This is a genomic window from Caballeronia sp. DA-9 (assembly GCF_051615025.1).
GTDB classification, from domain to species: Bacteria; Pseudomonadota; Gammaproteobacteria; order Burkholderiales; family Burkholderiaceae; genus Caballeronia; species Caballeronia sordidicola.
Window position 1 is genome coordinate 581,165 of record NZ_CP195131.1, and the last position, 23,919, is coordinate 605,083.

The following is a 23,919-nucleotide window of genomic DNA, read 5'->3' on the forward strand; positions in this document are numbered from 1 at the left end:
ACTCTAAGAGGTGAAGCACGATGACATCGAATAGCCGTCGCCGTTTCCTGCAAACAGTCGCCACTTCAGCCGGCGCCGCCGCCGCGCTCACAGTATTTCCCGAATCCATCCGCAAGGCGCTCGCGATTCCCGCATCGGGCCGTACGGGTTCCATCAACGACGTGGAGCACATTGTGGTGTTCATGCAGGAGAACCGCTCGTTCGATCACTACATGGGCCACATGCGCGGCGTGCGCGGCTACAACGACCGTTTTCCCATTCCGCTGCCCAACGGCAAGCCGGTATGGTTCCAGCCTTCGAAGGCAGATGCGACGAAACCCGTGCTGCCGTTCCATCTGAACACGCAGACCACCAGCGCGCAGTGCGTGGGCGACCTCGATCATTCCTGGTACAAGACGCATGCGGCTATTGACGCCGGCCGTTACGATCAATGGCCTGCGAACAAGACCGACATGACGATGGGCTATCACCTGCGCAGCGACATTCCGTTTCACTACGCGCTTGCCGATGCGTTCACCGTCTGCGACGCCTACTTCTGCTCGCTTCCCGGCCCGACGCATCCGAACCGCTCGTATCTGATGACAGGCACGGTCGATCCTACCGGCACGCTCGGCGGTCCGCTGCTCGACAACAACGACTACGTGGATGGCGACGGTCCGCCGCAATACCAACTGCTTTCGTGGACGACTTATCCAGAGCGTCTGGAAGCCGCGGGCATTAGCTGGCAGATCTATCAACAAGGTCTCACCGGCGACGATCCGCTCAACGGCAACTACGGCACGAACATCCTGCAGAACTTCACGAACATCATCAACGCGCCCCAAGGCTCTTCGCTGCAGCAACGCGCGAATGCCGTGCGCACGCTCGATGACCTCAAGGCCGATGTCCTCGCGAACAAACTGCCGCAGGTTTCGTGGCTGTGTCCGCCGGCGGCGTATTCGGAACATCCGAAATACACGCCGGCTTACGGGGCCGAATACACCTCGCAGATACTGGATGCGCTGACCGCGAATCCGGAAGTCTGGAGCAAGACCGTGTTGTTCATCATGTACGACGAGAACGACGGTTTCTTCGATCACATCGTGCCGCCGCAACCGCCCACGTCGCGAGCGCAAGGGTTGTCGACGGTGACGACCGACGGTGAGCTTCACACGGTCGTCAATCCGGGCCGTGGCGGCAGCTATACCGCCGACGGTTTGCCGTATGGCCTCGGACCGCGCGTGCCCATGACGGTCGTGTCTCCCTGGACGAAGGGTGGTTTCGTCTGCTCGCAAGTGTTCGATCACACGTCGGTGATCCGCTTCATCGAAACACGTTTTGGCGTGCGGGAGCCGAACATTACGCCGTGGCGTCGCGCGGTTTGCGGCGACCTGACCACGGCCTTCGACTTCCGTACGCCGGACGCGCAGATGCCGGTGCTTCCCGACACGAGCAACTACAAGACCATCGCCGATAACCAGTGCGCCACGCAACCCGCGCCAACCGTTCCGGCAGTGCCCGGTGTGATCGACCCGCAGGAACCGGGCACGCGCTTCGCCCGTGCGTTGCCTTATGAATTGCATGTGAACGGTCAGGTGGATGCAGAGCGCAAGCAGTTTGCGTTGCATTTTGCCAATAGTGGCTCGCAAGGCGCGCACTTCTATGTGTACTCGGCCAATCGCACCGACGGCCCGTGGCGCTATACGGTCGAAGCCGGCAAGACGTTACGCGAGACGTTCGATCTGAGCACGACGGCGGGCATCTACGCGTTCACCGTTTATGGTCCGAATGGTTTTGTGCGCGAGTTCGCGGGCAATGTGTCACATTCGAAAGGCGGTGGCCTTTTCAACAAGCCGGCACATCCGGAAGTGGTCGCACAGTACGACGTGGCGAACGGCAACGTGTTCCTGAAATTTTCAAGTCAGGGCGGCTTTGCGAAGTTGTCGGTGATCGATAACGCTTATGGTGCACAGCCACGGCACGTGATCGTGCCGCCGCTTGGGTCTATTGAAGAGCCGTGGATTCTTGCCGCAAGTCATCACTGGTACGACCTGACTGTCAGCAGCAGTGACGACTCATCGTTCTTGCGTCGTCTGGCGGGGCACATTGAAAACGGTCGCCCGAGCATCAGCGATCCGGCAGCGGTCGCGCCGGTGGTGGTTCTTGCTTGATTCAGCAAGCGTAGATTTGCAGTCTGCATGCAATAAGGGTTGAATGTGCGGCTTCAGAAGGCCCCGCCGGAAACGGCGGGGCCTTCTGCTATTAATGAGCGAAGCGATTGAACGTCTGCGGGATATGTCGCGCGTCCCGGCTGTGGAACGAAGGTTGCGGAGTTCAAATGCAAATTGAACTTTAAAGCCTGTCGGAGAGACGTCATGAGTATCTTCACGAATATCCTCAACAAGATTTTTCCGCACGATCATCCGGCGAACTCCGAATCGACGGGCGCAACCGCGCCCGCTGCGCCCGCATCGCCCGATGCTGATCCGTCAAACGGATCGACCGTTGCGGCGAGCAACGTGCAGCCTCCGGTTGCCGCGCTGCCGCCCGTTGACATAGACGCGGTGCTGATCGAGAGACAAGCTGGAATCAATACGCAATTGAACTGGCGCTCGTCCATTGTCGACCTGCTGAAGTTGCTCGATCTCGACAGCAGCCTGGACGCGCGCAAGGAACTCGCCACCGAACTCAATTATCCGGGCGACACGGAAGACAGCACCGCCATGAACATCTGGCTGCACAAACAGGTGATGCGCAAGCTCGCTGAAAATGGCGGTCAAGTTTCGGCTGACCTGAAGAAATAAACAATGATTCCATCGGCTCATCAATTGGTCGAGAAATAAGGAGACGAAAATGGTCAGGAAGAACGGCATTGATCCGGTCGAGTTGGGCATCGCCTTGATCGAGGAACAATTGCTCGCGCTTGTGCTGTATGCAAGCACGGTCGGGACCTGGATCGATAAAGACAAGAACCCGCCCGATCTCGCCGCCGCGAATACTTTGCTCAGGCGCAAGCGCTCGCGCGCCGAGCCACAGACGCACGTGGAGGATGGAACGCCCGGCGTGGAAGGCGAGGCGCTTGGGCTGGCGCAGTCCTGGGCTGCGTTTCATCAGGACCCGCAACGCTTGTCCGTGGTGCTGAGAGTGGCCGGGACGAACGCCATTCTCGCGGTTGCTGACTTTTTCGAGGCACACGATCTGTCGGAGTTGAGAACGCCCGAGGTCCAGTTCCTCATGCGTATCCGCGACGCCGCCACGAGCGGCAATACGTTTCGCATCGAAGCGGCCGAACGCATTCCGGTTGCGTCATTCAACGGCCTCACGGTCACTGAAAAGCTGAACGGCTCGCCGCTTTTCGATGATGGCGTGACGCCCGGCTTTGTGGAATTCGGCGATGTCGCCGCGTTGCTGCGTTATCTCGTCGATCACCTTCGCGGCGCGCAAACGCTCATCAGTGCGGGCGACGCCGGCTAAACCCTTTGCAAGCGTTTCCTCGCACGTTATTCCGGAGTCAAGATCGAGAACTGGCTAAACAACTAATTTTTGGGTTAATCCGCCGGATTAACCCGCGAAGTCATCACGTGATCCGCCCATTTCCCGTCTATCTTCAAGTACGCTTTCGCCAATCCCTCGCGTTCGAACCCAAGCCGGGCGAGCAATCGTCCGCTGCGGGCATTTTCCGGCCGATAACTCGCCATCACGCGATGCAACTTGTGGATATCGAACATAAAACCCAAAGCAGCGTGAAGTGCTTCATGCATCAGCCCTTGGCCTTCGTAACGCTGATCGATTGAATAGCCGAGATTGCATGCCTGAAACGGACCGCGAACAATGTTCGTAAAGTGGCAATCTCCAATCAGCGGATTATCCGGCACGCCCGGTTCATTCAGGAAAATCAACAGATGCAATGCAGTTCCATCAGCCATCGCATGTTCCATTTGCATGGCGCGTTCGTTTGCGGCTTGCGTTGTATAGAAAGAACCGTCGCGCGAGGGTTCCCACGGTTCGAGATGTGGACGATTCATCAGCCGATAAGCCAGCATGGCTTCGGCATGCCGAAGATCCGCACGGCGCAGCACAACACGCTCTGCAGCAATGCCTTCTGGTGGAAATACGGGGATTGCGTTGCTTTTGAAATCGAATGCCATTGCAGGGTAAATGAATAAATGCTGATTGCGGAGCAATCCCGCATTCAATATGAAGAAATAATGAAGTCCGGCAAATCGGCAAGTTTGACTGTGTCGATCATGCAATCGCGGTTCACAAAAGGATGGTAAATGATAGGGGAAAACCCTTATAATATTGAGAGTTGATGATTCAAGGAACTTTGGAAATGTCCCGCCGCTTTGTCCTTCTCGAGCGCATTGCTTTTGCGCTGTTCACCATGTCCGCCGTTGCGGACGCGACCTTTATCAGTTACGAAAAGAGCCAGAACTTCCGCGATAACATTCATGAAATCGTGCGCGTAAGTAAGGAAGTGTCGTTGATGTATCCGGTCAGCAGCAGCGACCCATGGATGCCGCTGGCCGCGGGATGAAACCACATGCCGCGCCGCATTACGTCCTTTTGTTAAACGCCCGCTGCACGAAATCGAGAAACACCCGGACCCGTGGCGACAAATACCGTCGATTCGCAAACACGGCATACAACTCGATTTCATCGCAGTGATAGGGCGCGAGGCACTCGACCAGCCGTCTGTTCCGTAAGTCATCTTCTATATCCCATAGCGCCTTCAACGCGAGACCACGGCCTTTGAGCGCCCAGTCGTGCAGGACTTCGCCGCTCGCCGTCGACAACGTCCCGCGCACCTGAATCTCGCGGCGCCGTCCGTCCTCCTGGAATAACCATCTGTCGAACACACGCTGGCCGCGTACCAACCGGATGCAATCATGCCCGGCGAGATCGGCGGGCGTCTGCGGTATGCCGCACCGCGCGAGATAATCGGGTGCTGCGCACACAATGCGCCGGCTCGACAACAAGCGCTTTGCAATCACGCCGGTATCCGGCGGCAAGCCGATGCGCAGCGCGACGTCCAGATTGTCATCGATCACATCCAGGCCGATATCCGACAACACCAGCCGGATTTCCACGTCGGGATATTGATCGGAGAACGCTTCGATCAGCGGCGCAATCTGCTTGCGCCCGATCTCGGACGGCGCGCCGATGCACACCAGACCCTGCGGCACGCGCGCCTGGGCGCTGATCTCGGCTTCGGCGTCGTCGACTGCTTGCAGGATGGCGAGCGCGCGCTCGTGAAACAGCGCGCCTTCAACAGTCAGGTCGAAACGCCGTGACGTCCGCGTGACGAGCCGCACGCCCAGGCGCTTTTCCAGCGCGGCGAGACGCCGGCTCATGGCGGCGGCCGATCCGTCTGTCTGGCGCGCGGCCGCCGATAAACTCCCTGCATCGACCATTTGCGCGAAGACGCGCAAGTCGTTGATTTCATCCGGCATGTGTCATGTCCATTTTCAAGCTTTATCTTTGCGCTTCACGCAACGATTCTATGCGCGCCGCCGCCTTTTCGTCATGCCGGGGCACGTGAATAATGCGGTCATTGCAACGGAGGAATTACCATGAAAGCATTGCGCTTCAACCAGCACGGCGATCCCGGCGTTTTGGCCGTGGAGGAATTGCCGTCGCCACGGGCATCGTCGAACGAAGCGGTCGTGCGGGTTTTCGCGGCATCGATCAATCCGAGTGACGTAAAGAACGTCGAGGGCCGCATGAGCCAGACAACGCTGCCGCGCACGCCGGGCCGCGATTATTCGGGCGTGGTGATCGAAGGCCCGGCCGAGTGGCTGGGCGCGCAGGTGTGGGGTTCGGGCGGCGATGTCGGCTTTACCCGCGATGGCACGCATGCCGAAGAACTGGTTGTGCCGGTCGCGAGCTTGCATCGCAAGCCGGCCAATCTGAGCTTCGAGGAAGCATCGGCCATAGGCGTGAACTTCATCACCGCGTGGTGCGCTGTCGTGGAGGCCGCGCAACTGCAGGCGGGCGAGCGCATTGCGATCATCGGGGTGGGCGGCGTGGGCGGCGCGGCGGCGCAGATCGCGAAACGGATCGGCGCGAACGTGGTGGGCGTAGGGCGCGGCGCGCATTCCGCAAGTCCGCATGTTGACGCAATGGTGGACTCGAAAACGGCCGGTTTCATCGACGAGATTCGCTCGCTGACGAATGGCGGCGCGGATGTCGTGTTCGATACCGTCGGCGGTTCCATGTTCGAAACCGCCGTGCACATGCTGAAAGTGCGCGGGCGGCTGGTGGAAATATCGGCGACGGACCGGCGCGACGTCACCTTCAACCTCGCCGATTTCTATCACAACGAAAGCCGTCTGACAGGTGTCGACACGCTCAAGCGCGACCTGGTGTCATCGGGCGCAATGCTGGAAGCGCTGCGCGCCGGCTTCGAGGACGGCAGCTACAAGGCGCCGGTTATTGCACAGACATTCGCGCTCAACGATGCGCAGGCGGCATATCGGGCGGTGGCGGCGGGGACGAAAGGCCGCGTGGTGCTGACGCCGCAGTCGCGGGCTTGAGATGACAACGCGCTTGCGGCTGCGTCCGCAGTCGCTCCTGTTCGCCGTCTATCTTGGCGCGCTGGCTGCGTTGCCGCCCATTTCCATCGATATGGCGCTGCCCGCGCTTGTCGATATTGCAAACTCGCTGCATGCAAGCGCGAGCCAGGCGGGATTGACGCTCAGTCTCTTCATGGCGGGTTTTGCGTTCGGGCCGATTGTGTACGGTCCGCTCTCCGATGCCCACGGCCGCAAGCCCACGCTTCTCCTCGGGCTGGCGTTGTTCACGGCTGGCGGGGTTGTATCGGCGTTGGCGCCCCGCATGAGCGTACTGCTGTGCGCGCGACTAGTGCAGGGCGCCGGGGCGGGCGCGGGCATGACAGTCGCGCTGGCTGTCGTGCGCGATCTCTTCGAAGGCAACGCGATGCAACGCCGCCTCGCGGCCATCACCGTCGTCGCCAATGTTGCGCCGATCGTGGCGCCTTCCGTTGGCGTTGCGTTGCTCGCGGCGGTCCAGTGGCGCGGTATCTACGGCGTCATGGCGGTGTGCGGTTTGCTGGCGGCTGTCGCCACATGGAAAGGTCTTGAAGAATCAGCGCCGTCACGAAGCGAGGACTTTGTGGCGACCGGGCTGCGTCAACAATACTGGCGTGTGTTGACTCATCGGCCGGTCATTGGATCCATCCTGATCAACGGCTTCGGGTTCGGCTGGATGTTTGCGTACGTGGCCGGATCGCCGCTGGTATTGCTGCATGTCCTGCACATAAAGCCAGCCGTCTATGCCGCCATGTTCGCGACGACCGGACTCGGTATTGTTGCCGGCGCGACGGTCAACGGACTGGTTGCGTCGCGCGGGGTGGGGTCGCGCTGCATCCTTGCCGTTGCAATCGGCGTCACGCTGGCTGCTACTGTCGGCCTTGGCGTATTGAATGCGCTGCATCTTGCGAGTTTGCTCACCATCATGCCGTTGCTCGTCGCCTGCACATTCTGCTTCGGGCTTGCCGCGCCGAGTGCGACTCGCGGCGCGCTTGATCCCGTGCCCGAGCTTGCAGGCGTGGCGGGCGGCCTGTTGACGTCGGTTCAGATGCTGTGCGGCGCGGCGTCGAGTTCGCTGGTCGCGATGCTGTTTGCCCGTTTCGGTCCCCAGGCGATGAGCGGCGTCATGTTCGCGTGCGCGCTGCTTGGCGCTCTAGTCTGGATCTGGCTGGGTGAATCGCCGCGTGTCGCTGTGGGCAGCGGTTCGGCTTCGAGCTTCTGAACCTTCTGAACAGTAGCGAACAAAGTCATGCAATGACGGAAACGGCCGCTCATATATTTACCCCGCTGCCAAAGTTTTCTTCCGATCCGTGTCAACACACTCGGCGATGAGGCGTTAAACAGGTAATCGCGACACGCAAGCCGCGACACTGTTAAACAACCACGAAGGGTCTTACTGTCATGAAAAAGCAACTCGTTGCTGCATCGCTCGCCGCCTTGTTTTCCGCTGCTGTGTTCGCACAAGCTTCGGCTCCTGCTGTAGCGCCCGCAGCTCCGGCTGCAACCACGGCAGACGCGGCTCAACCCGCCAGCGCACACAAGGCCAAGAAGCACCACAAGAAGCATCACAAGAACAAGACGGCAGCTTCGGCAATCCCGTCGTCGGCAGCAAAGCCCTAAGCTTTAGGGTGCGGTAACAGCCCGGTTCGACCGTGTAACCGTCCGAGAAAACACCTTTATTTCAAGGTATGGGACGGGTGACACGGGGCTTTGGAGTTGGCGGCCCGGACGCGCATGACCTGCGCGTCCGGGCCGTTTTTCGTTGTACGTTCGGGGTTATGAATCTGTAAGGCGGGGCCGGCTGTCAAGACGCCGAACGATGATCAGAGAATCGCTTTGCCGGCGCCTTTCCCATGCTGCTGCGTAGTGACGTGTATCATCCACACCACGCGGCTTTTTGCGCCGCCGTTCCTTCATCGCGCCGCGGGCTGCCAGCCCGTCGATTTATCGGCCATCCAGGCCGCGCACGCCGCTTCGCGCGCTTGAACCGAACGCGCAACCTTCAGCTCTTTTCCGTACAGATGGCACTCTCCGAACTCAAACGGCGCCGCACGTTCGCGGTCATTTCCCACCCTGACGCGGGTAAAACCACGCTAACAGAAAAGCTCTTGCTGTTTTCGGGCGCGATCCAGATCGCCGGCACCGTGAAGGGCCGGAAAAGCAACCGCTACGCAACGTCCGACTGGATGGAAATCGAAAAGCAGCGGGGCATTTCCGTGGCCAGCTCCGTGATGCAGTTCGAATATGGCGACTGTGTCATCAATCTGCTCGATACCCCCGGGCACGAAGACTTTTCCGAAGATACGTATCGCGTCCTGACGGCTGTGGATGCCGCCGTGATGGTGATCGACGGTGCAAACGGCGTCGAAGCCCAGACGCTCAAGCTGTTGGAAGTCTGCCGCAGCCGCCGCACGCCGATTCTCACGTTCATCAACAAGATGGACCGCGAAGTGCGCCAGCCGCTGGAACTGCTCGATGAAATCGAACAGCACCTTGGCGTTGCTGCCGTGCCATTTACCTGGCCCATCGGCATGGGCAAGGAGTTCCAGGGCGTCTACGACATTGCGCACGACCAGGTGCGCGTATTTCGCGCGGGGCAGGACACGGCTGGCGGCGCGGTGGAGACCGTTCAGGCTCTCTCGGACGCAGACGGCGAACGCCGTTTCGGTTCGAGCTGGACGCGCGCGAAGGAAGAGATCGACCTGATCACGGGCGCGACGCCTGCATTTGATCGCACCGCCTTTCTCGCGGGCGAACAATCCCCGGTCTTGTTTGGATCGGCGATCAACAACTTTGGCGTGAAGGAAATTCTCGACGCGCTTGTCGACCTCGCGCCGCCGCCTGCCATGCGCATGTCGGTGCAACGTCCGGTGTTGCCTGAAGAGCCGCGTTTTACCGGCGTGGTGTTCAAGGTGCAGGCCAACATGGATCCGGCGCACCGCGACCGCGTGGCGTTTATCCGCGTGTGTTCAGGGCATTTCGAGCGCGGCATGGCGCTGAAGGTGACGCGCTCGGGCAAGACGTTTCGGGCGAGCAACGTGGTGACGTTTCTGTCGCAACGCCGTGAGACGGTGAGCGAAGCGTATCCCGGCGATATCATTGGCATTCCGAATCATGGCACGCTGAGTCTCGGCGATACCCTGACTGAAGGCGAGATGTTGCAGTTCGTCGGCTTGCCGTTCTTCGCGCCGGAAATTTTCCAGACGGTCGAAGTGGTCGACCCGATTCGTGCAAAGCAGTTGGGCGAAGCGCTGCGTCAACTTGGCGACGAAGGCGCGATCCAGGTGTTCCGTCCTGTGCTGGGCGGTTCCACCATTCTTGGCGCAGTGGGGCAGTTGCAGTTCGAAGTGGTGTCGCACCGGTTATCGGCGGAATACAAGGTCGATGTGCGCATCATGCCGGCGCGGTATCGGATGTCGCGATGGGTGACGTGCGACGACGCGGCGGAGTTGCGCCGTTTCACCGACGCCTATGCGGCGCGCATTGCGCTGGATGCGTCAAACGCGCCAACGTATCTTGCTTCCCATGTTTCCGAAATCGATGTTGCGCAGAAGGCGTGGCCGAAGATCGTTTTCAACGAATTGCGGGAGCATTCGGGCGCGCCGTTCCAGAAGTCGATTTAAGCTGCTTCATGGAATCGAAGCTGGCGCTGAAGGCTTAACAGGCCAGCTTCAATTCAGAAAGACCACGCTCAATCCGTGCTCTGCGCCATCTTCACCGGCAAGGGCACGTGCAGCCACTTCTCCACAATGCCGTTCAACTCGCCGCTTTTCTTGGCGTCGGTGAGAATCGCATCGACCTTCGCCTGGAGCTTCGGCTCGCCCTTGTTCAATCCGACGTGACACGCCGATTCGTGAATCACGTACTTGAGCGCGGGCTTGTTCGGCGCCGACGCCGGTAAGGTCGCGGCAATCTTGTTCGCGACAAAATCCCCCGTGCCGACCAGCGGAACCTGACCCGCGAGGTACGCGGAAATCATCCCGCTGTTGTCCTCGAAACGCTTGATGTTTGTAGAGGGCGGCACGCTCTTGGTCAGCATGAGATCCTCGAACGTGCCGCGCGCCACGCCAACCGTCTTGCCCGCCATGTCCGCCGGCCCATCGATCTTCATGTTCGCCGGCCCGTACACGCTGTTGTTATAGGGCGAATAAGACTGCGAGAAATCGATGACCTTGTCGCGCTCGGCATCGCGGCCGAGTGTCGAGACGATCAGGTCCACTTTCTTTGTCTGCAAATAGGGGATGCGATTGGCGCTTGTAACGGGCACCAGTTCAAGCTTCGCGCCGAGCTTTTTGGCCAGCAGCGCGGAAATGTCGATATCCAGTCCTTCCAGTTGCATGCTCGGACCGACCGATCCAAACGGCGCGAAATCCTGCGGGACTGCCACACGCAATACGCCGCGCTTCTCTATGTCATTCAGTGCGTCCGCATGCGCGGGCGCCACGCGCGCGAGCACGCTGAGCGCAACCACGCCAAGTGTCATCAACAACTTTGAGGTTTTCATGTTTGCCCTGAAACGTGGAAGGGTGCCCGGCGCGTGCAAATGTCCGGGACAACGCAAAGTCTATTAGCAACTCTTTTGTTTTCTAAGCGATTCAAAATTCCCGCGCACGAACCGGGCGGGGCAAGGCAGGAAAAAATCGATGTAATAAAAATGAAAGAAATTGGAGTGGTTCCCACTGCAACCCTTTCCTTTCGATTTATTTTTCAATTTTTTCTCGGCGTCGCGCCGCAAGCCGATATTTTTCCCGACCGGGATTGCATTTTTTCCACCCTACACTGGGCGCTCGAAAAATCACGATCCGGAAATCATGAACGCGATAAACGCCATGAAGTCCACACGATTCGACTTGCTGGACGGTCTGAGAGGCATTGCAGCAGTTGCGGTCATGCTGCATCACTATAGCCAGCACACGGGCTGGGACTGGTTCGGCGGCGCATGGGTCGCCGTGGACCTGTTTTTCGTGCTCTCGGGCTTCGTGATCGCGCACAGCTACAGCAAGAAAATCCTGAACGGCATGACGTTCCGCGAGTTCGCATTCGTGCGTCTCGCGCGGCTCGGGCCGCTTTATTTGTTTGGACTGGCTATAGGCGTGTGCGCGGTATTGCTGTCGATTGCCAAAACAGGAACGCCGCAGATATCCACTTCGCAACTGGTCACCGCCACGGCGCTCGGCGCGTTCTGGCTGCCGTACTTCAACGACATTGCCTGGCCGTTCGGTCAGGACGTGGTCTTCGGCGCAGCGTTTCCGTTAAACGATCCGTCCTGGTCGCTGTTCTTCGAGTTATTCGTCAACGTCGTATTTTTTGCGTATCTGGCAAAGGTTCGCAAATTGCCGAATGCAACGGTTTCCATCCTTGCCTTTGCCGCTTTTATTGCCTGTACGCTGGTATTTCATAAAATCAATCCGGGCTGGGGCGCGAAGAGTTTCATGGTCGGTTTTCCGCGTGTGATCGCAGAGTTTTTTGCAGGCGTCTTTATCTTTTCCATCGGACTTCAGCATAAACATCCGCACCGGATATTTACGGCTGTGGTCACCGGCGCGGCATTGTTGTGCTTTACGGTGGGCGATCCCAAGATTGCGTTCGTCAATTCGCTGACGCTGGTGCCTTTATCGGTGGCCTTGCTGTGCTCGGTGTCCATCGGCGGCATTGGCAAACAGATATGCAAGGTATTGGGCGAACTTTCATATCCGCTTTATGTGATCCATTTTCCGATTTACCGGCTGGTATTCGAATTGTTCGATATCCGGTTTTTCAATCCCGTCGCGCAGACGTTGACAGTGGCGTCCGTTTCAATCGTACTGGCGTTGTTGCTCGCCCGCGCCGATCAGGAACTTCGCCGCAAGCTGACGAGTTTTCGCAAACCGTCCGCGGCCGCCGTGTCCTAACTCGGAAACGCTTTTCACAGACCGCTGAAAACACACGCGCATCGGCCGGGATAAACTTGCGGTTTCGACCACGGTACCGCAAGCCATGACCGCCACCCGTTTCAGCAATACCGCGCGCTATTGGCGCACGCCGCTCCTGCCGGGCGCGGACATGCTGACGGCCGAGTATTACGACCACGAGTTCACGCCGCACTGGCACGACGCGTACACCATTCCCGTGATCGAAGAGGGCGCGGAATGCTACGACTATCGCGGCTCTAAATATGTGGCGGAAGCGGGCTCGGTGCCCATCATCAATCCCGGCGAGTTGCATACGGGCGCGCGGGCGATGGATGTCGGCTGGCGGTATCGCGTGTTTTATCTGCCGGTGGAATTCGTGCAATCCGTCGCAAATGAGGTGGCAGGCCGAGCGCAGCCCACGCCGTGGTTCCCGCCGATATCATCCGCGACGCCGATGTCGCCCGGCGCGTGCAGCGGGCGCATCAGGCGTTGGAAGGGCTGGAGGTCCTGGAATCTGGCGGCGACCCGCTCGCGGCGGAGCACGCGCTTTTCGATGCAGTATCCACGCTGCTCGTGCGGCATGCGGGGCAACGCCCGCCGGTTGCGCATATGCGGCTCGATACAGCCCGCGTGGAATCGATGAAATCGCGGCTCGTCGATGACATGAGCGCACCGTTATCGCTGACGGAACTGGCGCAGACGGTCGGGCTTTCGACCTTCCACGCCGCGCGTCTCTTTACGCGCGAAACGGGGCTCGCGCCGCATGCGTGGCGCAACCAGATGCGCCTGAATCGCGCGCTTAAGGGATTGCGCGCGGGAGCGTCGGTAACGGATGTGGCCGCGGCAAGCGGTTTCACCGATCAAAGCCATTTCACGCGGCACTTCAAGAAGACGTTCGGCGTGCCGCCAGGACGCTGGCGATAACCCTAAGTCTTTGCCGACCGCAAGAACGTACAAGCGAGCGCGCGGTTCCAGGTCCTATCCTCCTGGTTCATGGAGGAAACCTTGAAAACACCGTATCAGACCCGCAAGCTCGCCGAGTTCGGCGCGGGCGCGCGCGACACCATTCCAATGATGGTCGGGGCCGCCCCGTTCGGCGTCATCTACGGCACGCTCGCGGCCACGGGGCCGTTGCACGCGTGGACCGTGCAGCTCATGTCGCTGGCCGTGTTCGCGGGATCGGCGCAGTTCATCGCGCTGGGTCTGATCGCCGGGCACGCCAGTTTCGCCGTGATCTGGGCGACGACGTTCATTGTCAATGTGCGCCACGTGCTGTATTCCGCCACGCTCGCGCCGTATGTGGCGCACCTGCCCGCGCGCTGGCGCTGGACACTTGGCGCGTTCCTGACGGACGAGGTGTTCGCCGTCTCGTACGCGCATTATCAGAAGCAGCCGGCGGGACAAACGGGGCCTTACTATTTCCTCGGCTCGGGTGTCTCGATGTATGTGAACTGGCAGATCTGGACGGTCATCGGCCTGCTGTTTGGTTCCGCGTTCCCCGGACTGCAGTCCAAGGGCCTCGACTTCGCGATGGTCGCTACGTTTATCGCGATCGTCGTGCCACAGTTGGTAGCGCTGCGATTCGTGGCGGCGGCGGTCACGGCCGGCATGCTGGCGTTTGCTTGGAACGGCTGGCCCTACAAGCTCGGATTGCTTGCGGCGGTGGTCGTGGGCGTGGCGGTGGGCATGGTGTTGTCGATGCGCGATGAAAGAAGCAATCCCGCCAAGCTGGAGCGCGCCAAATGAACGATTTCCTGCTGATCATGGGCATGGCGCTCATCACGTATGCCATTCGCTCCGCTGTATTCGTGCTCGGCGAGCGGCTGAGTTTTCCGCCTATCGTGCGGACCGCGCTGAGTTTCGTGCCGGTGACCGTGCTGACGGCGATCATTGTGCCGATGACCCTCGCGCCTCACGGCGGCGGCGCGGAATTGACGTGGCGCAATTCGCAACTGGTCGCGGCCGGCGTGGCTATCGGCGTGTGTGCGTTGACGCGCAAGCCGTTGTTGACCATCGCGGTGTCGCTTGCAGTGTTTTTCTTCTGGCAACTCGTGGTCGTGGCTTGAGCGCAATCAGGACGTGCTCCGGCAGGCGGGAATGCACGTTGCTCGCCTGATGTGGCCTCAATCACGTAAAAGGAGGGCGTCATGGCCCAGCATCCCGCTCATGCGCAGAATCATCGGCATCCTGACGAACCCCGTCCCGACGATGTCGAGCGCGCACTGAAGGGCGTTGAATTTCCAGCGAACAAGGAGCATGTGCTGCGCGTCGCGAAGCAAAACGGCGCCGATGGTGAAGTAATCGCGATTCTCGAAAAAATAAACGACCATCACTTCGACAGCACCGCCGCCATACTCAGGGAAGTGACCCGGACCGAGTAATTTCGTCAATTGCCGCCGATGCTCGCGGGCACATTGACGCCAGCGTATGTATCGACCAGAAGTTGCACGAAGGCGCTGATCTTGGGACTGAGCTGACGCCGCGTGGCATAGAGCGCCCACACTTCCACGCTTCGATCCCGCAAGGTTCCCAGATTCACGAGTTGCCCGCTTTGCAGCGCGTCGCGGGCCAGATAGTCGGTCAGCACGGCGGCGCCCGCGCGTGCGAGCGCGGCTGCGCGAACCATGGATATCGATGAAAAACGGGCAACCGTTCGTGTATGCAGCGTGCGTGCGCCTTCTGCGCCGTCGATATGCCAGACGCCTTGATCGGGCGCTGAAAGAAGCGCTACTGCCGGGATGGGGCCGTCGTTTTTAAGCGCCTCGGCCACCGCTGGCGACGCCACCACAATCTGTGGACCGCGCAGGAAACAGCGGCCGGCGAGCGCGGTATCGGGCGCCGGATTGGCCCGGATCACCACGTCGTAATCTTCCGCGATCAGATCCACGAACCGGTCCTCCGCGATGACTTCAATGCGTACATCCGGATAGTGCGCGATATACGCCGCGGAGAGCCGCCCCAAGGTTTCGTAGGCAAGAAAGGTCGGCGCGCTGATCCGCAAGCGGCCGCTCGGCCGGCGTGATGTCATCCCGACCGCGTCCGCCGCCTCTTCGATTTCCGCCAGCAATCGTCCCGTACTCGCGTGCAGCGCGTGTCCTTCCTCGGTCAGCATCAGCGTTCCCGAACCGCGCTGGAGCAGGCGCACGCCCATTGCTTCCTCGAGTTGCGCCACGCGCCGCGAAAGACTGGCCTTGGGGCGCCCGGTGGCACGGCTTGCGCGCCCGAATCCGCCGTGCGTGATGACCGCGTTGAAATCCGACAATGCATGCAGGTCCATGACCGTTCCATCGATGAGACGAGTTGTCTCAATATTAGGGCTTTCGTCCCGTCAAAGGAACGGCCAGAATGAATTCACACTCACTTCCTTTTGAGGGCTTCGATCATGACTATCCTGGTTACTGGCGCCACGGGCGCTATTGGTTCGCAGATTGTTCATCGGCTGGTTGACGAGGGGGCCAGCGTGCGGGCGGTCGTTCGTTCGCCCGAGAAAGCCAGCCTGCCCGCCGGCGTGGACGTGCGCAAAGGCGATATGACCGACATTGCATCCATGCGCGCGGCGCTCGATGGCGTCAGCACGCTCTTCCTGCTGAACGCGGTCGTGGCCGACGAAGTGACGCAGGCAATCCTAACACTGAGCCTCGCGCGCGATGCCGGCATTGAACGCATCGTGTATTTTTCGGTGTTCAACGCCGACCGTTTTACCGACGTTCCCCATTTCACGGGCAAATACACGGTTGAACGGATGATCGAGGAATTCGACCTGCCGGCTACCATCCTGCGCCCGTGTTATTTCATGCAGAACGATGTTTCGTTGAAAGAGGTGATCGCCAAGAATTCGGTGTATCCGATGCCAGTGGGAAGCGTCGGCGTATCGATGGTCGATACCGGCGATATTGCTCAGATCGCGGCTGCGTTCTTGTTGAAGCGGGAACGCTCGGCCACGCCGCTGCCGCGCGAGGTCGTTGAACTGGTTGGTCCGCAAGCAATGACCGGAGGCGCCTTGGCCGCGATCTGGACTGAAGCATTGGGAAAACCCGTGAACTATGGCGGCGATGATCTTGATGCTTTCGAGGCGCAAATGGCAAGCCGCGCGCCAAGCTGGGTGGCGCGTGACATGCGCTTGATGGTCGGCCGTTTCCAGCAGGACGGCATGGCCGCGAACGATGACGCGCTTGCGCGGATGAGCGAGTTGCTTGGCCGTGCGCCGCGTTCCTATCGTGATTTCGCCCTCGATACCGCGAAGGCGTGGGCGGCAGAATAAGCATCTTGCCGATGCCCGGCCTTTAACGCATCAGGCTGGGGACCGCATCAAACCAGCCGATATCGGCACACTCTACGGCACTTTTATAAAGTCGCGGCATCTTGCGCCAGAACCGTGCGAACGCACGCGTATGATCTCTCCCTGAAGCTAAAACATCAGCCACAGAGGAGATATCAGGCGCATGAAGTTCGACACCATTGTGCTGGGCGCGGGCATTGTTGGCGTGTCCATCGCCGTGCATCTGCAAAAGCGCGGCCGCTCGGTCGCGCTCGTGGACCGTAAGCGTCCCGGGCTTGAAACATCGTTTGGAAACGCCGGATTGTTGCAGCGCGAAGGGGTCTATCCGTACGCGCTGCCTCGCGATATCGGCACGTTGATGCACTATGCAAGGAACGATTCCATCGACGTTCATTACCATCGCGCCGCGCTGCCCGCGCTCGCGCCATTCCTGTGGGCATACTGGCGCAACTCCGAAGCTTCGCGGCATTCGGCCATCGCGCGCGAATATGCAACGCTGATCGAGCATTGCGTGACCGAGCATGAAGTCCTCGCGCAGGAGGCCGGCGTGCAATCCCTGCTCAAGCCAACCGGCTGGATCAAGGTCTTCCACACCCAGGCCGCTCAAGATGACGAGGCGCGCGACGCGGAACGCTGGCATCGTGAATTCGGCGTGCAGTACAAGCTGCTCGATCCGGCAACGTTGCAAGCAACCGAGCCGCATCTCGATCGATCGCTCGTTGGCGGACTGCATTACACGGATGCGGTGTCGGTCAATGACCCGGGCGCGCTGGTTGCGGGTTATGCCGCGTATTTCGAACGGCTGGGCGGACGCTTCTTCACGGGCGACGCAACCACGCTCGCAGCCGAGGGCGATGGCTGGCGCGTGACAACGGACGAGGGGCCGTTGAGCGCATCGAATGCGGTGATTGCGCTGGGGCCGTGGGCAAAAGATGTGACGTCGGCGCTTGGGTATCGGCTGCCGCTTGCGGTCAAGCGCGGTTATCACATGCACTACGCGCCGCGAGCGGGCACGGTTCTGAATCATCCCGTGCTCGATGTGGACAACGGCTTCCTGCTCGCGCCAATGGCACGCGGCATTCGCCTGACAACCGGCGTGGAACTCGCCGATCGCGACGCGCCGAAGACGCCGGTGCAACTGATGCGCGCCGAGCCGGTGGCGCGGACCTTGTTCCCGCTCGGCGAACGTGTCGATGACGAACCGTGGATGGGCCGGCGTCCGTGCACGCCCGACATGATGCCGATCATTGGACCCGCGCCGCGCCACAAGAACATGTGGTTCGCGTTCGGTCACGCGCATCACGGGCTCACGCTCGGCGCGGTGACGGGCAGGCTGATTGCCGCGATGATGACGGGCGAAGAACCGCTCGTCGATACCACGCCGTTCAGGGCGGACCGCTTCGCCGCGTAAAGCCGGGCCCCGCGCGTGCCGCTGAAAGATTCCGTATCGAGCCGTAGAATCGTCCTGGTTTATAGCTTCAGCTAGCCGATCCCTCTTTCTTTAATGGCCGACAATGAACGCAACCGCTACGAACCAACCTGAGATCTGGCTGATCCGTCATGGTGAAACAGAATGGAGCAAATCGGGCCAGCATACCGGCCGCACCGATATCCCGCTGACCGATCACGGCCGCGAACAGGCGCGTGCGCTTCGGCCGGTGCTCGCCGCGCAAACTTTCGACCTCGTGTTGCATAGCCCCATGAGCCGCGCGCGTGACACGTGCGAGGAAGCCGGACTGATCGCGCATGCTGAAGAAGAGCCGCGCTTGAGCGAATGGAATTACGGCATCTATGAAGGCCGCAAGACGAAGGACATTCGTGCTGAAGAGCCGGACTGGTCGGTCTGGACGTCGCCGATACCGGAGGGCGAAAGCCTTCAGGATATCCAGGCGCGGGCCGAGTCATTGATCGGGCGTTTGCTTGGCGTCAGCGGACCCCATGCGCGCATTGCGCTGTTCTCGCACGCGCATTTCCTGCGCGTGCTGGGCGCCTGCTGGATGGCGGATTCCGCGGCGTTGGGCGCGCATTTGCTCCTCGATACCGCGTCTGTCAGCGTGCTCGGTTTCGATCGTGAATCGCGTGCGCTCAAGCAGTGGAACGTCACGCACCCGCCTGCTTAAAATAGATCTTCGTGACGGCAATTTACGAGAATCTCGGCCACGCTCGCTGTGTTCGGCATGGCAATCGTATTCGCGATGAGCACTGCCAGGTCCTCAGGCTGCGTCATCGCCTGAGGTTCAAGATCCGCGATGCCAGCGGCCATCTCCGTGTTCACGAAACCAGGGCAGATGGCGGTCGCGCGAATGCCGTCGTCCCAACCGGCGCGCCGCACCGCGTGGTTCAACGCGATCACCGCGTGCTTTGACATCTGGTAGCCCGCGTTCAGGTTCTTCACGCGCTTTCCCGACAGCGACGCGATTTGCACAACGCGGGCATCTCCCGGTTTTCTCAGATGCGGCAGCGCCGCCTGGATCAGACGGAACGGCGCCTTGACGTTGATGTCGAGCGTCTCTTCGAGCATGTCGTCGGTGCCGTCTTCCAGCGTGATATGCGTGCAGATTCCCGCGTTGCTGATCAATACGTCGAGTTGGCCGAAATGTTCGACAGTGGCCTTGACCCAGCGGCGCGCGCTCAGCGGATCGCGGGCTTCGTAGGCGAAGGTGAAGGCATCGAATGGAAATTGCGCTGACGAAGGATCGCGCATTCCCAGCGATAACCGATACCCGCGCGTATGTAGTTCTTTCGCCACCGCGAGCCCGATACCGCGATTCGCGCCGGAGATCATGGCTACCTTGTTCATGGCGTTCCTCAAAAACCTGCGTCGATCACGATCTTCGTTCCGTCGCTAAAGCGGTTCAGCCGGAACATGTGCGGATCGACGAGCGGTGTGTCGTTGGCGACCAGATCGGCCATTAGTTTTCCCGCAGCCGGCCCAATGCCAAATCCGTGCCCTGAAAATCCCGTTCCAATAAAAAGTCCCGGCACGCTTTGCACGCCCGAAATAACGGGAATCGCGTCCGGCGTAACGTCCATCAAACCCGCCCAGCGCTGCGCAATACGCGCGCCGCTCATGTGCGGAAAGACCTTCACGAACTCGCGCAGGCCGGCGTCGGTATATTGCGAAATGGGCTCGGGATCGAGCGTTCGCACGTCCTCGAAGGCGGTGCGTTGATCCAGCGCCCATTTGCGCGGCCGGCGCAGTTCTTCGAAAAAACGCTCGCCCACGCCAATGCGCAGCGCGCCCAACTGGCTCTTGAGCGCAGGAATGTATTTCGAAAAAAGGCGGAAGCTGTCCGGCGTGATATCCGTATACGTACGAAAGCCGAACGCGATCGTGTAACCGCCGTCCGCGCGCTTGCGAAACGCAAACTCCTTGTTGCTCGCGCTCACCGCCGGACCGCCCTCAATGGGCGCAGTACGCAGCACCGAAGCCTTGACCATCAGTTGCGGCACATCGATACCCAGGTTCCCGCAGAACAACCGCGACCACGCGCCGCCCGCGACGACCACGCTCCTGCATCGGATCGTGCCGAGTTCGGTGACGACCGCGCTGACGCGGCCCGCGCTGGTTTCAATGCCGCGCACCGCGCACGGCGTCAGGATTTTCACGCCCCGCTTGCGCAACGCATTTGCAATTGCAGGTGCAGCTTTTTGCGGTTCGGCGCGGCCGTCGCCCGCCGTGTATAAACCGCCCTTGAATGTGCGCGACGCACCGGGCAACAGATCGGCCACGCCTTTGGCATCGATTTCCAGCGTATCGAATGCGTCCTTGCCGGCGAGAGCCCGCGCTCTTTCCAGCCATACGCGATGACCTTCCATTTTTGCATCGTCATTGGCCATGTACAGGATGCCGCACTGCTTGAACCCGGTATCGATACCAAGCGTTTCGTCGAGCTTGCGCCACAGCTTCAGGCTCTCGATGCTCAACTCGAACTCCCGCATGTCGCGATGCGTGACGCGTACCCAGCCCCAGTTGCGGCTCGACTGTTCGCCCGCTATATGTCCCTTCTCGCATACCGCCACGCGAAGGCCTTTTTCGCTGAGATAAAGCGCCGTGCTCACGCCGATGATTCCGCCGCCGACCACGACGACATCCACTTCTTCGGGCAGGGTGGTGTCGTCGGCGACGGTCTCGACTTGTGGTCCCATAAGGTATGTCTTCCCCGCTCGTATTGAACTGCGTTAATTATGTTGTTCGGTCATGCTGGTTCGTACGGCGGCGGCCTGACGCTTGAGCTGCTTCCTCGTGGTCGCGCTCGCGCCGCCGAAGCGCGGATTGGAATGGCGGTTGGTCCAGCGGTCGATATGATTGATCGCGTGCGTGAGCGGCACGGTAATCAGCAGATAGACAAGCCCTGCCGCGACCAGCGGCGACAGGTTCGCGGTATTCACCGACGTGTTCTGCCCAATGGTGAAGAGGTCGCGCTGCGACGTCAGCAAGCCGAGGAAATAAACAAGGCTCGAGTCCTTCACAATCGAGATGAACTGATTGGCGAGCGCGGGCAAAATGCGCCGTATGCCTTGCGGCACGATCACATGACGCATGGCTGTCCAGTAGTTCATGCCAAGCGCCTGGCATGCGGAAAGCTGCCCTTTGCCGACGCTCTGAATGCCCGAGCGAAAAATCTCGGCTATATACGCCGATGAAATCAATCCCAGCGCCACGATTGCAAGCGGATACGGGTTGGGCCCGAAGATCGCGAGGCCGACGGGCGCAAGTCCTTGCCCGACCAGCAGGATCACGAGCGCCGCCGGCAAGCCGCGAAACACATCCACGAATACCCGCGCCGGGACTTCGAGCCATCGCATGTGGGAGACGGCCATCAGCGCCAGCACCATGCCAGCGATAATCCCAAGCAAGGTTGAAAAGAGCGAGAGCACCAGCGTATTCACAAGCCCGGTTTCAAGCAGCGCAGGCAGCGATCCCGTAAGCAACTGCCAGTCGAGGAAGTTCTGCAGGAATGCATTCATGGCGCTCTCCGGAAAAGGCGGGCTCTAAGAAATCAGCTGCCGGTTTTCATCACGTACGGCGGCAGGCTTTCAGGTTTCGGATAACCGGGGTGGAACTGCGTATAGAGCTTGAGCCACGTGCCGTCCGCCACCAGATCGTTGAGCGTCTTGTTGACCGCTGCCTCGAGTTTCGCGTTGCCCTTGCGCATCGGGAAACCGGCTGGCAGGTTGATCGCGGAGATGTCCAGCCGGTCCTCGATCTTCAATTGCGGATACTTTTCCTGCAGGCCGTCGACTAGCGATTTATCGATGAAATAACCGTCGATGTATTTCGAGCGCATGGAAAGAAAGCCCGCATTCACGTTTGGAAAACGCACGATCTGCGCGCCCGGCAAGTAGCTGTCCGAATACGTGTCTTCAATCGTACCCTGCACCACGCCAATGCGCCTTCCCTTGACCGATGCCTTGTCGCTCGTGATAGTGCTGCCCGGCAAGGCCGCGACGCTCAGCAAGCCAGTGAGATAACCCTCGGAGAAATCGACCATCTTCAGGCGGTCCGTCGTGATCGATATGGAACCGGCCGCAAGATCGATTTGCTGGTTCGACACGCTGGGCAAAAGGCCGCTGAAATCCTGCGCGCGAAAGTCGACGCTCAAGCCCAGCTTCGCGCCGATGGCGCGCAGCAGTTCAACGTCGAAGCCGGTCATCTTGCCGTTATCGATGTAGGAATAGGGCTTGTTGTTCGCGTCCACGCCGGCCAGCAGCTTGCCCGCGGAAAGCGTGCCGAGGTCGTCGGCGCGAGCGCTCGTTGCTGTCATCAACGAAAGAGGCACGACGATCGAAAGAATGCCTAGCAAGTGTCGAAACCGCATGTTGGTCGCTCCAGGAAGAACCACGATGATTTAAGGATAAAGCCTCAAAAAAGCAGGGATCAGGACAACGCGCCGCGCACACGGCCATTCCAGCAGTCGTCGAGTTGATAAAGCGCCGCGCCCACGGGCACGCTCAACGTGCTCGCAATGCCGCCAGGGCTCAATGGGAACGGTCCTTCGCCGAACGCGCCGAGAGCGGGCGCGAGGCCGAGCAAGGTGCTGGCAATGCGCTGCCCGAGATAACTCATCAGCGCTACACCGTTGCCGTTGCAGCCGAGCGCGTAATGCACGCCTTCGTGCTGGCCGATGTGCGCGAGCTTGTCGCCTGTCATCGCGACATAACCTTTCCATGCATGCGTGATGCGCACGTCGCGTAACGCGGGCCAGAGTTCGGCCATCTTCGCGTGCAGGATGCGGGCGGCTTCGCGCTCGCCGATTTCCCTGAACGATGGCCGCGAACCGAACAGCATACGGGTTCCGTCGGGCGATGGCCGCGTATAAAAAAGGTTGCGCTTCGAGTCGCTGATCATGCGGCGGCCGGGGTTCAATATGTCCATCAGGCCGGGCGGCAATGGTTCCGTTGCTATCTGATAACTCGCGACGGGCAGCACGCGCCGCGAGAAGAACGGCGTCAGGCGGCTCGTATAGCCGTTGGTCGCGACCAGTACGTGATTTGCGTTTATCTTGCCGCGCGCCGTGTGAACGACGAATCGCGAGCCGACTTTTTCAATGCGCTCGACCGCCGCGTGCGAGTGCAGGGTCGCACCGCGTTGTCTTGCAAGTTCGCGCAGCGCGCGATGATATTTCGCCGTATGCAGGCCGCCGTATTCATCGACGAGAATGCCGCCGTAGTAATAATCCGATCCCACGACGGCGCGCTGTTCCGCACGCGAAACCACATGCACCGTCACGCCGGTTTTCTCGCGCAAGAGTTCGCCTTGCTTGCGCAGCCGCTCGAAATGGCCGGGCGTGAACGCACCGAAAAAGCGGCCGGTGATCTGCAGGTCGGCATCGAGCGATTCGCGCGCGATCAGCCGTTTCAGATAATCGAAACTCGCCATGGATTCGGCCATCAGGCGGCCGAGCCGTTCCGCCGATACCCCGCGAATCGCGTTCGTCAGCGCAAGCTTCTGCCCGCTCGACACCATGCCGCCGCTGCGCGTGCTGCCGCCCGCGCCAATTTCGGCGGCGTCCAGGACGGCGACCGCCGCGCCGTGTTGCGCCGCTTCCGCCGCCGCCGATAACCCGCAATACCCGCTGCCGACAATCGCCACGTCCACGTTCGACGGCAGCGCCACGCGCGCGGTTTCCGGTGGCGCTGCGTCCCACCAGTACGGCGCGACGCGAAAGTCATCGTAGAAAAGCAGTGAGTCGGCTCGCATGGATCTCGCAAACGA

At 60.4% G+C, this 23,919-nt stretch carries 24 protein-coding genes and 1 pseudogene; 16 read left to right on the forward strand and 9 right to left on the reverse strand.

Translation table 11 applies throughout. The features are described 5' to 3' along the window. The first annotated feature begins 20 nt into the window (after positions 1–20). The 3 genes from ACRWA7_RS02630 to ACRWA7_RS02640 all read left to right on the forward strand — a co-directional run bounded on the left by ACRWA7_RS02630 (position 21) and on the right by ACRWA7_RS02640 (position 3,453). Positions 21–2,150, forward strand: coding sequence for a phosphocholine-specific phospholipase C (locus ACRWA7_RS02630; RefSeq protein ID WP_060857443.1), 2,130 nt, complete (start codon positions 21–23; stop codon positions 2,148–2,150). A 204-nt stretch (positions 2,151–2,354) separates the two neighbouring features. Beyond that, positions 2,355–2,783 carry a DUF3597 domain-containing protein gene (locus ACRWA7_RS02635; protein ID WP_438390931.1) on the forward strand — a complete coding sequence of 143 codons (429 nt, stop codon included), beginning with the start codon at positions 2,355–2,357 and terminating at the stop codon, positions 2,781–2,783. Positions 2,784–2,832: 49 nt separating this feature from the next. Further along, positions 2,833–3,453 (forward strand): hypothetical protein, encoded by a 621-nt coding sequence (locus ACRWA7_RS02640; protein WP_438390932.1) that lies wholly within the window; start codon positions 2,833–2,835, stop codon positions 3,451–3,453. A 74-nt stretch (positions 3,454–3,527) separates the two neighbouring features. Here the strand turns inward: ACRWA7_RS02640 and ACRWA7_RS02645 are convergent, their stop codons facing one another. After that, complete coding sequence (locus ACRWA7_RS02645; protein ID WP_438390933.1) at positions 3,528–4,127, reverse strand: GNAT family N-acetyltransferase; 600 nt, start codon at positions 4,125–4,127, stop codon at positions 3,528–3,530. Positions 4,128–4,312: 185 nt separating this feature from the next. Between ACRWA7_RS02645 and ACRWA7_RS02650 the strand changes: the two genes are divergently transcribed. Then, positions 4,313–4,516, forward strand: coding sequence for a hypothetical protein (locus tag ACRWA7_RS02650; RefSeq protein ID WP_060857439.1), 204 nt, complete (start codon positions 4,313–4,315; stop codon positions 4,514–4,516). 19 nt (positions 4,517–4,535) lie between these two features. On the opposite strand, the gene ACRWA7_RS02655 is transcribed toward ACRWA7_RS02650, so the two are convergent. Continuing rightward, entirely contained in the window at positions 4,536–5,432 is an 897-nt protein-coding gene (locus ACRWA7_RS02655; protein WP_438390934.1) for a LysR family transcriptional regulator, read from the reverse strand. A gap of 120 nt (positions 5,433–5,552) precedes the next feature. Between ACRWA7_RS02655 and ACRWA7_RS02660 the strand changes: the two genes are divergently transcribed. The 4 genes from ACRWA7_RS02660 to ACRWA7_RS02675 all read left to right on the forward strand — a co-directional run bounded on the left by ACRWA7_RS02660 (position 5,553) and on the right by ACRWA7_RS02675 (position 10,153). Then, positions 5,553–6,515 (forward strand): quinone oxidoreductase family protein, encoded by a 963-nt coding sequence (locus ACRWA7_RS02660; protein ID WP_438390935.1) that lies wholly within the window; start codon positions 5,553–5,555, stop codon positions 6,513–6,515. Position 6,516: 1 nt separating this feature from the next. After that, on the forward strand, positions 6,517–7,752 hold the full coding sequence (locus tag ACRWA7_RS02665; protein WP_438390936.1) for a multidrug effflux MFS transporter: 1,236 nt from the start codon (positions 6,517–6,519) through the stop codon (positions 7,750–7,752). 179 nt (positions 7,753–7,931) lie between these two features. Further along, positions 7,932–8,150: a hypothetical protein gene (locus ACRWA7_RS02670; RefSeq protein WP_060857435.1), complete on the forward strand. Its 219-nt coding sequence runs from the start codon at positions 7,932–7,934 to the stop codon at positions 8,148–8,150. A gap of 401 nt (positions 8,151–8,551) precedes the next feature. Further along, entirely contained in the window at positions 8,552–10,153 is a 1,602-nt protein-coding gene (locus tag ACRWA7_RS02675) for a peptide chain release factor 3 (protein WP_060857434.1), read from the forward strand. Between the two features lie 68 nt (positions 10,154–10,221). Here ACRWA7_RS02675 and ACRWA7_RS02680 read toward each other — a convergent pair whose 3' ends face one another. Beyond that, a complete protein-coding gene (locus tag ACRWA7_RS02680; RefSeq protein WP_438390937.1) occupies positions 10,222–11,034 on the reverse strand; it encodes a transporter substrate-binding domain-containing protein in 813 nt (270 codons plus the stop codon). Positions 11,035–11,359: 325 nt separating this feature from the next. Here ACRWA7_RS02680 and ACRWA7_RS02685 point away from each other — a divergent pair, with 325 nt between their 5' ends. From ACRWA7_RS02685 to ACRWA7_RS02705, 5 genes and pseudogenes are all read left to right on the forward strand, one after another. Continuing rightward, complete coding sequence (locus ACRWA7_RS02685; RefSeq protein WP_438390938.1) at positions 11,360–12,421, forward strand: acyltransferase family protein; 1,062 nt, start codon at positions 11,360–11,362, stop codon at positions 12,419–12,421. A gap of 85 nt (positions 12,422–12,506) precedes the next feature. Next, positions 12,507–13,345 (forward strand): annotated as a pseudogene (locus tag ACRWA7_RS02690) (AraC family transcriptional regulator). Between the two features lie 147 nt (positions 13,346–13,492). Next, a complete protein-coding gene (locus ACRWA7_RS02695; protein ID WP_438391033.1) occupies positions 13,493–14,167 on the forward strand; it encodes an AzlC family ABC transporter permease in 675 nt (224 codons plus the stop codon). Beyond that, on the forward strand, positions 14,164–14,487 hold the full coding sequence (locus ACRWA7_RS02700) for an AzlD domain-containing protein (RefSeq protein ID WP_060857429.1): 324 nt from the start codon (positions 14,164–14,166) through the stop codon (positions 14,485–14,487). The genes ACRWA7_RS02695 and ACRWA7_RS02700 overlap by 4 nt, the downstream gene beginning before the upstream one ends. Positions 14,488–14,568: 81 nt before the next feature. Then, positions 14,569–14,802 (forward strand): DUF2795 domain-containing protein, encoded by a 234-nt coding sequence (locus tag ACRWA7_RS02705; RefSeq protein ID WP_060857428.1) that lies wholly within the window; start codon positions 14,569–14,571, stop codon positions 14,800–14,802. A gap of 5 nt (positions 14,803–14,807) precedes the next feature. Here the strand turns inward: ACRWA7_RS02705 and ACRWA7_RS02710 are convergent, their stop codons facing one another. Beyond that, a complete protein-coding gene (locus tag ACRWA7_RS02710) occupies positions 14,808–15,698 on the reverse strand; it encodes a LysR family transcriptional regulator (protein WP_438390939.1) in 891 nt (296 codons plus the stop codon). A gap of 105 nt (positions 15,699–15,803) precedes the next feature. On the opposite strand from ACRWA7_RS02710, the gene ACRWA7_RS02715 reads away from it, so the two are divergent. The 3 genes from ACRWA7_RS02715 (at position 15,804) to ACRWA7_RS02725 (ending at position 18,820) form a co-directional block, all read left to right on the forward strand. After that, the gene (locus ACRWA7_RS02715) at positions 15,804–16,682 is read left to right on the forward strand and encodes an SDR family oxidoreductase (RefSeq protein WP_438390940.1); all 879 of its coding nucleotides are present in this window, start codon (positions 15,804–15,806) and stop codon (positions 16,680–16,682) included. A 181-nt stretch (positions 16,683–16,863) separates the two neighbouring features. Beyond that, positions 16,864–18,111, forward strand: a complete 1,248-nt coding sequence (locus ACRWA7_RS02720) for an NAD(P)/FAD-dependent oxidoreductase (protein ID WP_438390942.1) — start codon at positions 16,864–16,866, stop codon at positions 18,109–18,111. Between the two features lie 103 nt (positions 18,112–18,214). Continuing rightward, positions 18,215–18,820 (forward strand): histidine phosphatase family protein, encoded by a 606-nt coding sequence (locus tag ACRWA7_RS02725; RefSeq protein WP_438390943.1) that lies wholly within the window; start codon positions 18,215–18,217, stop codon positions 18,818–18,820. Here the strand turns inward: ACRWA7_RS02725 and ACRWA7_RS02730 are convergent. The 5 genes from ACRWA7_RS02730 to ACRWA7_RS02750 form a co-directional block, all read right to left on the reverse strand. After that, the gene (locus tag ACRWA7_RS02730) at positions 18,817–19,500 is read right to left on the reverse strand and encodes an SDR family NAD(P)-dependent oxidoreductase (RefSeq protein ID WP_438390944.1); all 684 of its coding nucleotides are present in this window, start codon (positions 19,498–19,500) and stop codon (positions 18,817–18,819) included. The genes ACRWA7_RS02725 and ACRWA7_RS02730 overlap by 4 nt on opposite strands. A gap of 8 nt (positions 19,501–19,508) precedes the next feature. Then, positions 19,509–20,849, reverse strand: coding sequence for an NAD(P)/FAD-dependent oxidoreductase (locus tag ACRWA7_RS02735; RefSeq protein WP_438390945.1), 1,341 nt, complete (start codon positions 20,847–20,849; stop codon positions 19,509–19,511). A 33-nt stretch (positions 20,850–20,882) separates the two neighbouring features. After that, entirely contained in the window at positions 20,883–21,671 is a 789-nt protein-coding gene (locus ACRWA7_RS02740; RefSeq protein ID WP_438390946.1) for an amino acid ABC transporter permease, read from the reverse strand. Between the two features lie 32 nt (positions 21,672–21,703). After that, positions 21,704–22,468, reverse strand: a complete 765-nt coding sequence (locus tag ACRWA7_RS02745; RefSeq protein WP_438391034.1) for a substrate-binding periplasmic protein — start codon at positions 22,466–22,468, stop codon at positions 21,704–21,706. A gap of 113 nt (positions 22,469–22,581) precedes the next feature. Continuing rightward, on the reverse strand, positions 22,582–23,904 hold the full coding sequence (locus ACRWA7_RS02750; protein ID WP_438390947.1) for an NAD(P)/FAD-dependent oxidoreductase: 1,323 nt from the start codon (positions 23,902–23,904) through the stop codon (positions 22,582–22,584). Positions 23,905–23,919: the final 15 nt, after the last annotated feature.

Coding starts and splice junctions, on each gene's coding strand:
- ACRWA7_RS02630 (WP_060857443.1), top strand. CDS start 21: ATGACATCGAATAGCCGTCGCCGTTTCCTGCAAACAGTCGCCACTTCA.
- ACRWA7_RS02635 (WP_438390931.1), top strand. CDS start 2,355: ATGAGTATCTTCACGAATATCCTCAACAAGATTTTTCCGCACGATCAT.
- ACRWA7_RS02640 (WP_438390932.1), top strand. CDS start 2,833: ATGGTCAGGAAGAACGGCATTGATCCGGTCGAGTTGGGCATCGCCTTG.
- ACRWA7_RS02645 (WP_438390933.1), bottom strand. CDS start 4,127: ATGGCATTCGATTTCAAAAGCAACGCAATCCCCGTATTTCCACCAGAA.
- ACRWA7_RS02650 (WP_060857439.1), top strand. CDS start 4,313: ATGTCCCGCCGCTTTGTCCTTCTCGAGCGCATTGCTTTTGCGCTGTTC.
- ACRWA7_RS02655 (WP_438390934.1), bottom strand. CDS start 5,432: ATGCCGGATGAAATCAACGACTTGCGCGTCTTCGCGCAAATGGTCGAT.
- ACRWA7_RS02660 (WP_438390935.1), top strand. CDS start 5,553: ATGAAAGCATTGCGCTTCAACCAGCACGGCGATCCCGGCGTTTTGGCC.
- ACRWA7_RS02665 (WP_438390936.1), top strand. CDS start 6,517: ATGACAACGCGCTTGCGGCTGCGTCCGCAGTCGCTCCTGTTCGCCGTC.
- ACRWA7_RS02670 (WP_060857435.1), top strand. CDS start 7,932: ATGAAAAAGCAACTCGTTGCTGCATCGCTCGCCGCCTTGTTTTCCGCT.
- ACRWA7_RS02675 (WP_060857434.1), top strand. CDS start 8,552: ATGGCACTCTCCGAACTCAAACGGCGCCGCACGTTCGCGGTCATTTCC.
- ACRWA7_RS02680 (WP_438390937.1), bottom strand. CDS start 11,034: ATGAAAACCTCAAAGTTGTTGATGACACTTGGCGTGGTTGCGCTCAGC.
- ACRWA7_RS02685 (WP_438390938.1), top strand. CDS start 11,360: ATGAAGTCCACACGATTCGACTTGCTGGACGGTCTGAGAGGCATTGCA.
- ACRWA7_RS02695 (WP_438391033.1), top strand. CDS start 13,493: ATGATGGTCGGGGCCGCCCCGTTCGGCGTCATCTACGGCACGCTCGCG.
- ACRWA7_RS02700 (WP_060857429.1), top strand. CDS start 14,164: ATGAACGATTTCCTGCTGATCATGGGCATGGCGCTCATCACGTATGCC.
- ACRWA7_RS02705 (WP_060857428.1), top strand. CDS start 14,569: ATGGCCCAGCATCCCGCTCATGCGCAGAATCATCGGCATCCTGACGAA.
- ACRWA7_RS02710 (WP_438390939.1), bottom strand. CDS start 15,698: ATGGACCTGCATGCATTGTCGGATTTCAACGCGGTCATCACGCACGGC.
- ACRWA7_RS02715 (WP_438390940.1), top strand. CDS start 15,804: ATGACTATCCTGGTTACTGGCGCCACGGGCGCTATTGGTTCGCAGATT.
- ACRWA7_RS02720 (WP_438390942.1), top strand. CDS start 16,864: ATGAAGTTCGACACCATTGTGCTGGGCGCGGGCATTGTTGGCGTGTCC.
- ACRWA7_RS02725 (WP_438390943.1), top strand. CDS start 18,215: ATGAACGCAACCGCTACGAACCAACCTGAGATCTGGCTGATCCGTCAT.
- ACRWA7_RS02730 (WP_438390944.1), bottom strand. CDS start 19,500: ATGAACAAGGTAGCCATGATCTCCGGCGCGAATCGCGGTATCGGGCTC.
- ACRWA7_RS02735 (WP_438390945.1), bottom strand. CDS start 20,849: ATGGGACCACAAGTCGAGACCGTCGCCGACGACACCACCCTGCCCGAA.
- ACRWA7_RS02740 (WP_438390946.1), bottom strand. CDS start 21,671: ATGAATGCATTCCTGCAGAACTTCCTCGACTGGCAGTTGCTTACGGGA.
- ACRWA7_RS02745 (WP_438391034.1), bottom strand. CDS start 22,468: ATGACAGCAACGAGCGCTCGCGCCGACGACCTCGGCACGCTTTCCGCG.
- ACRWA7_RS02750 (WP_438390947.1), bottom strand. CDS start 23,904: ATGCGAGCCGACTCACTGCTTTTCTACGATGACTTTCGCGTCGCGCCG.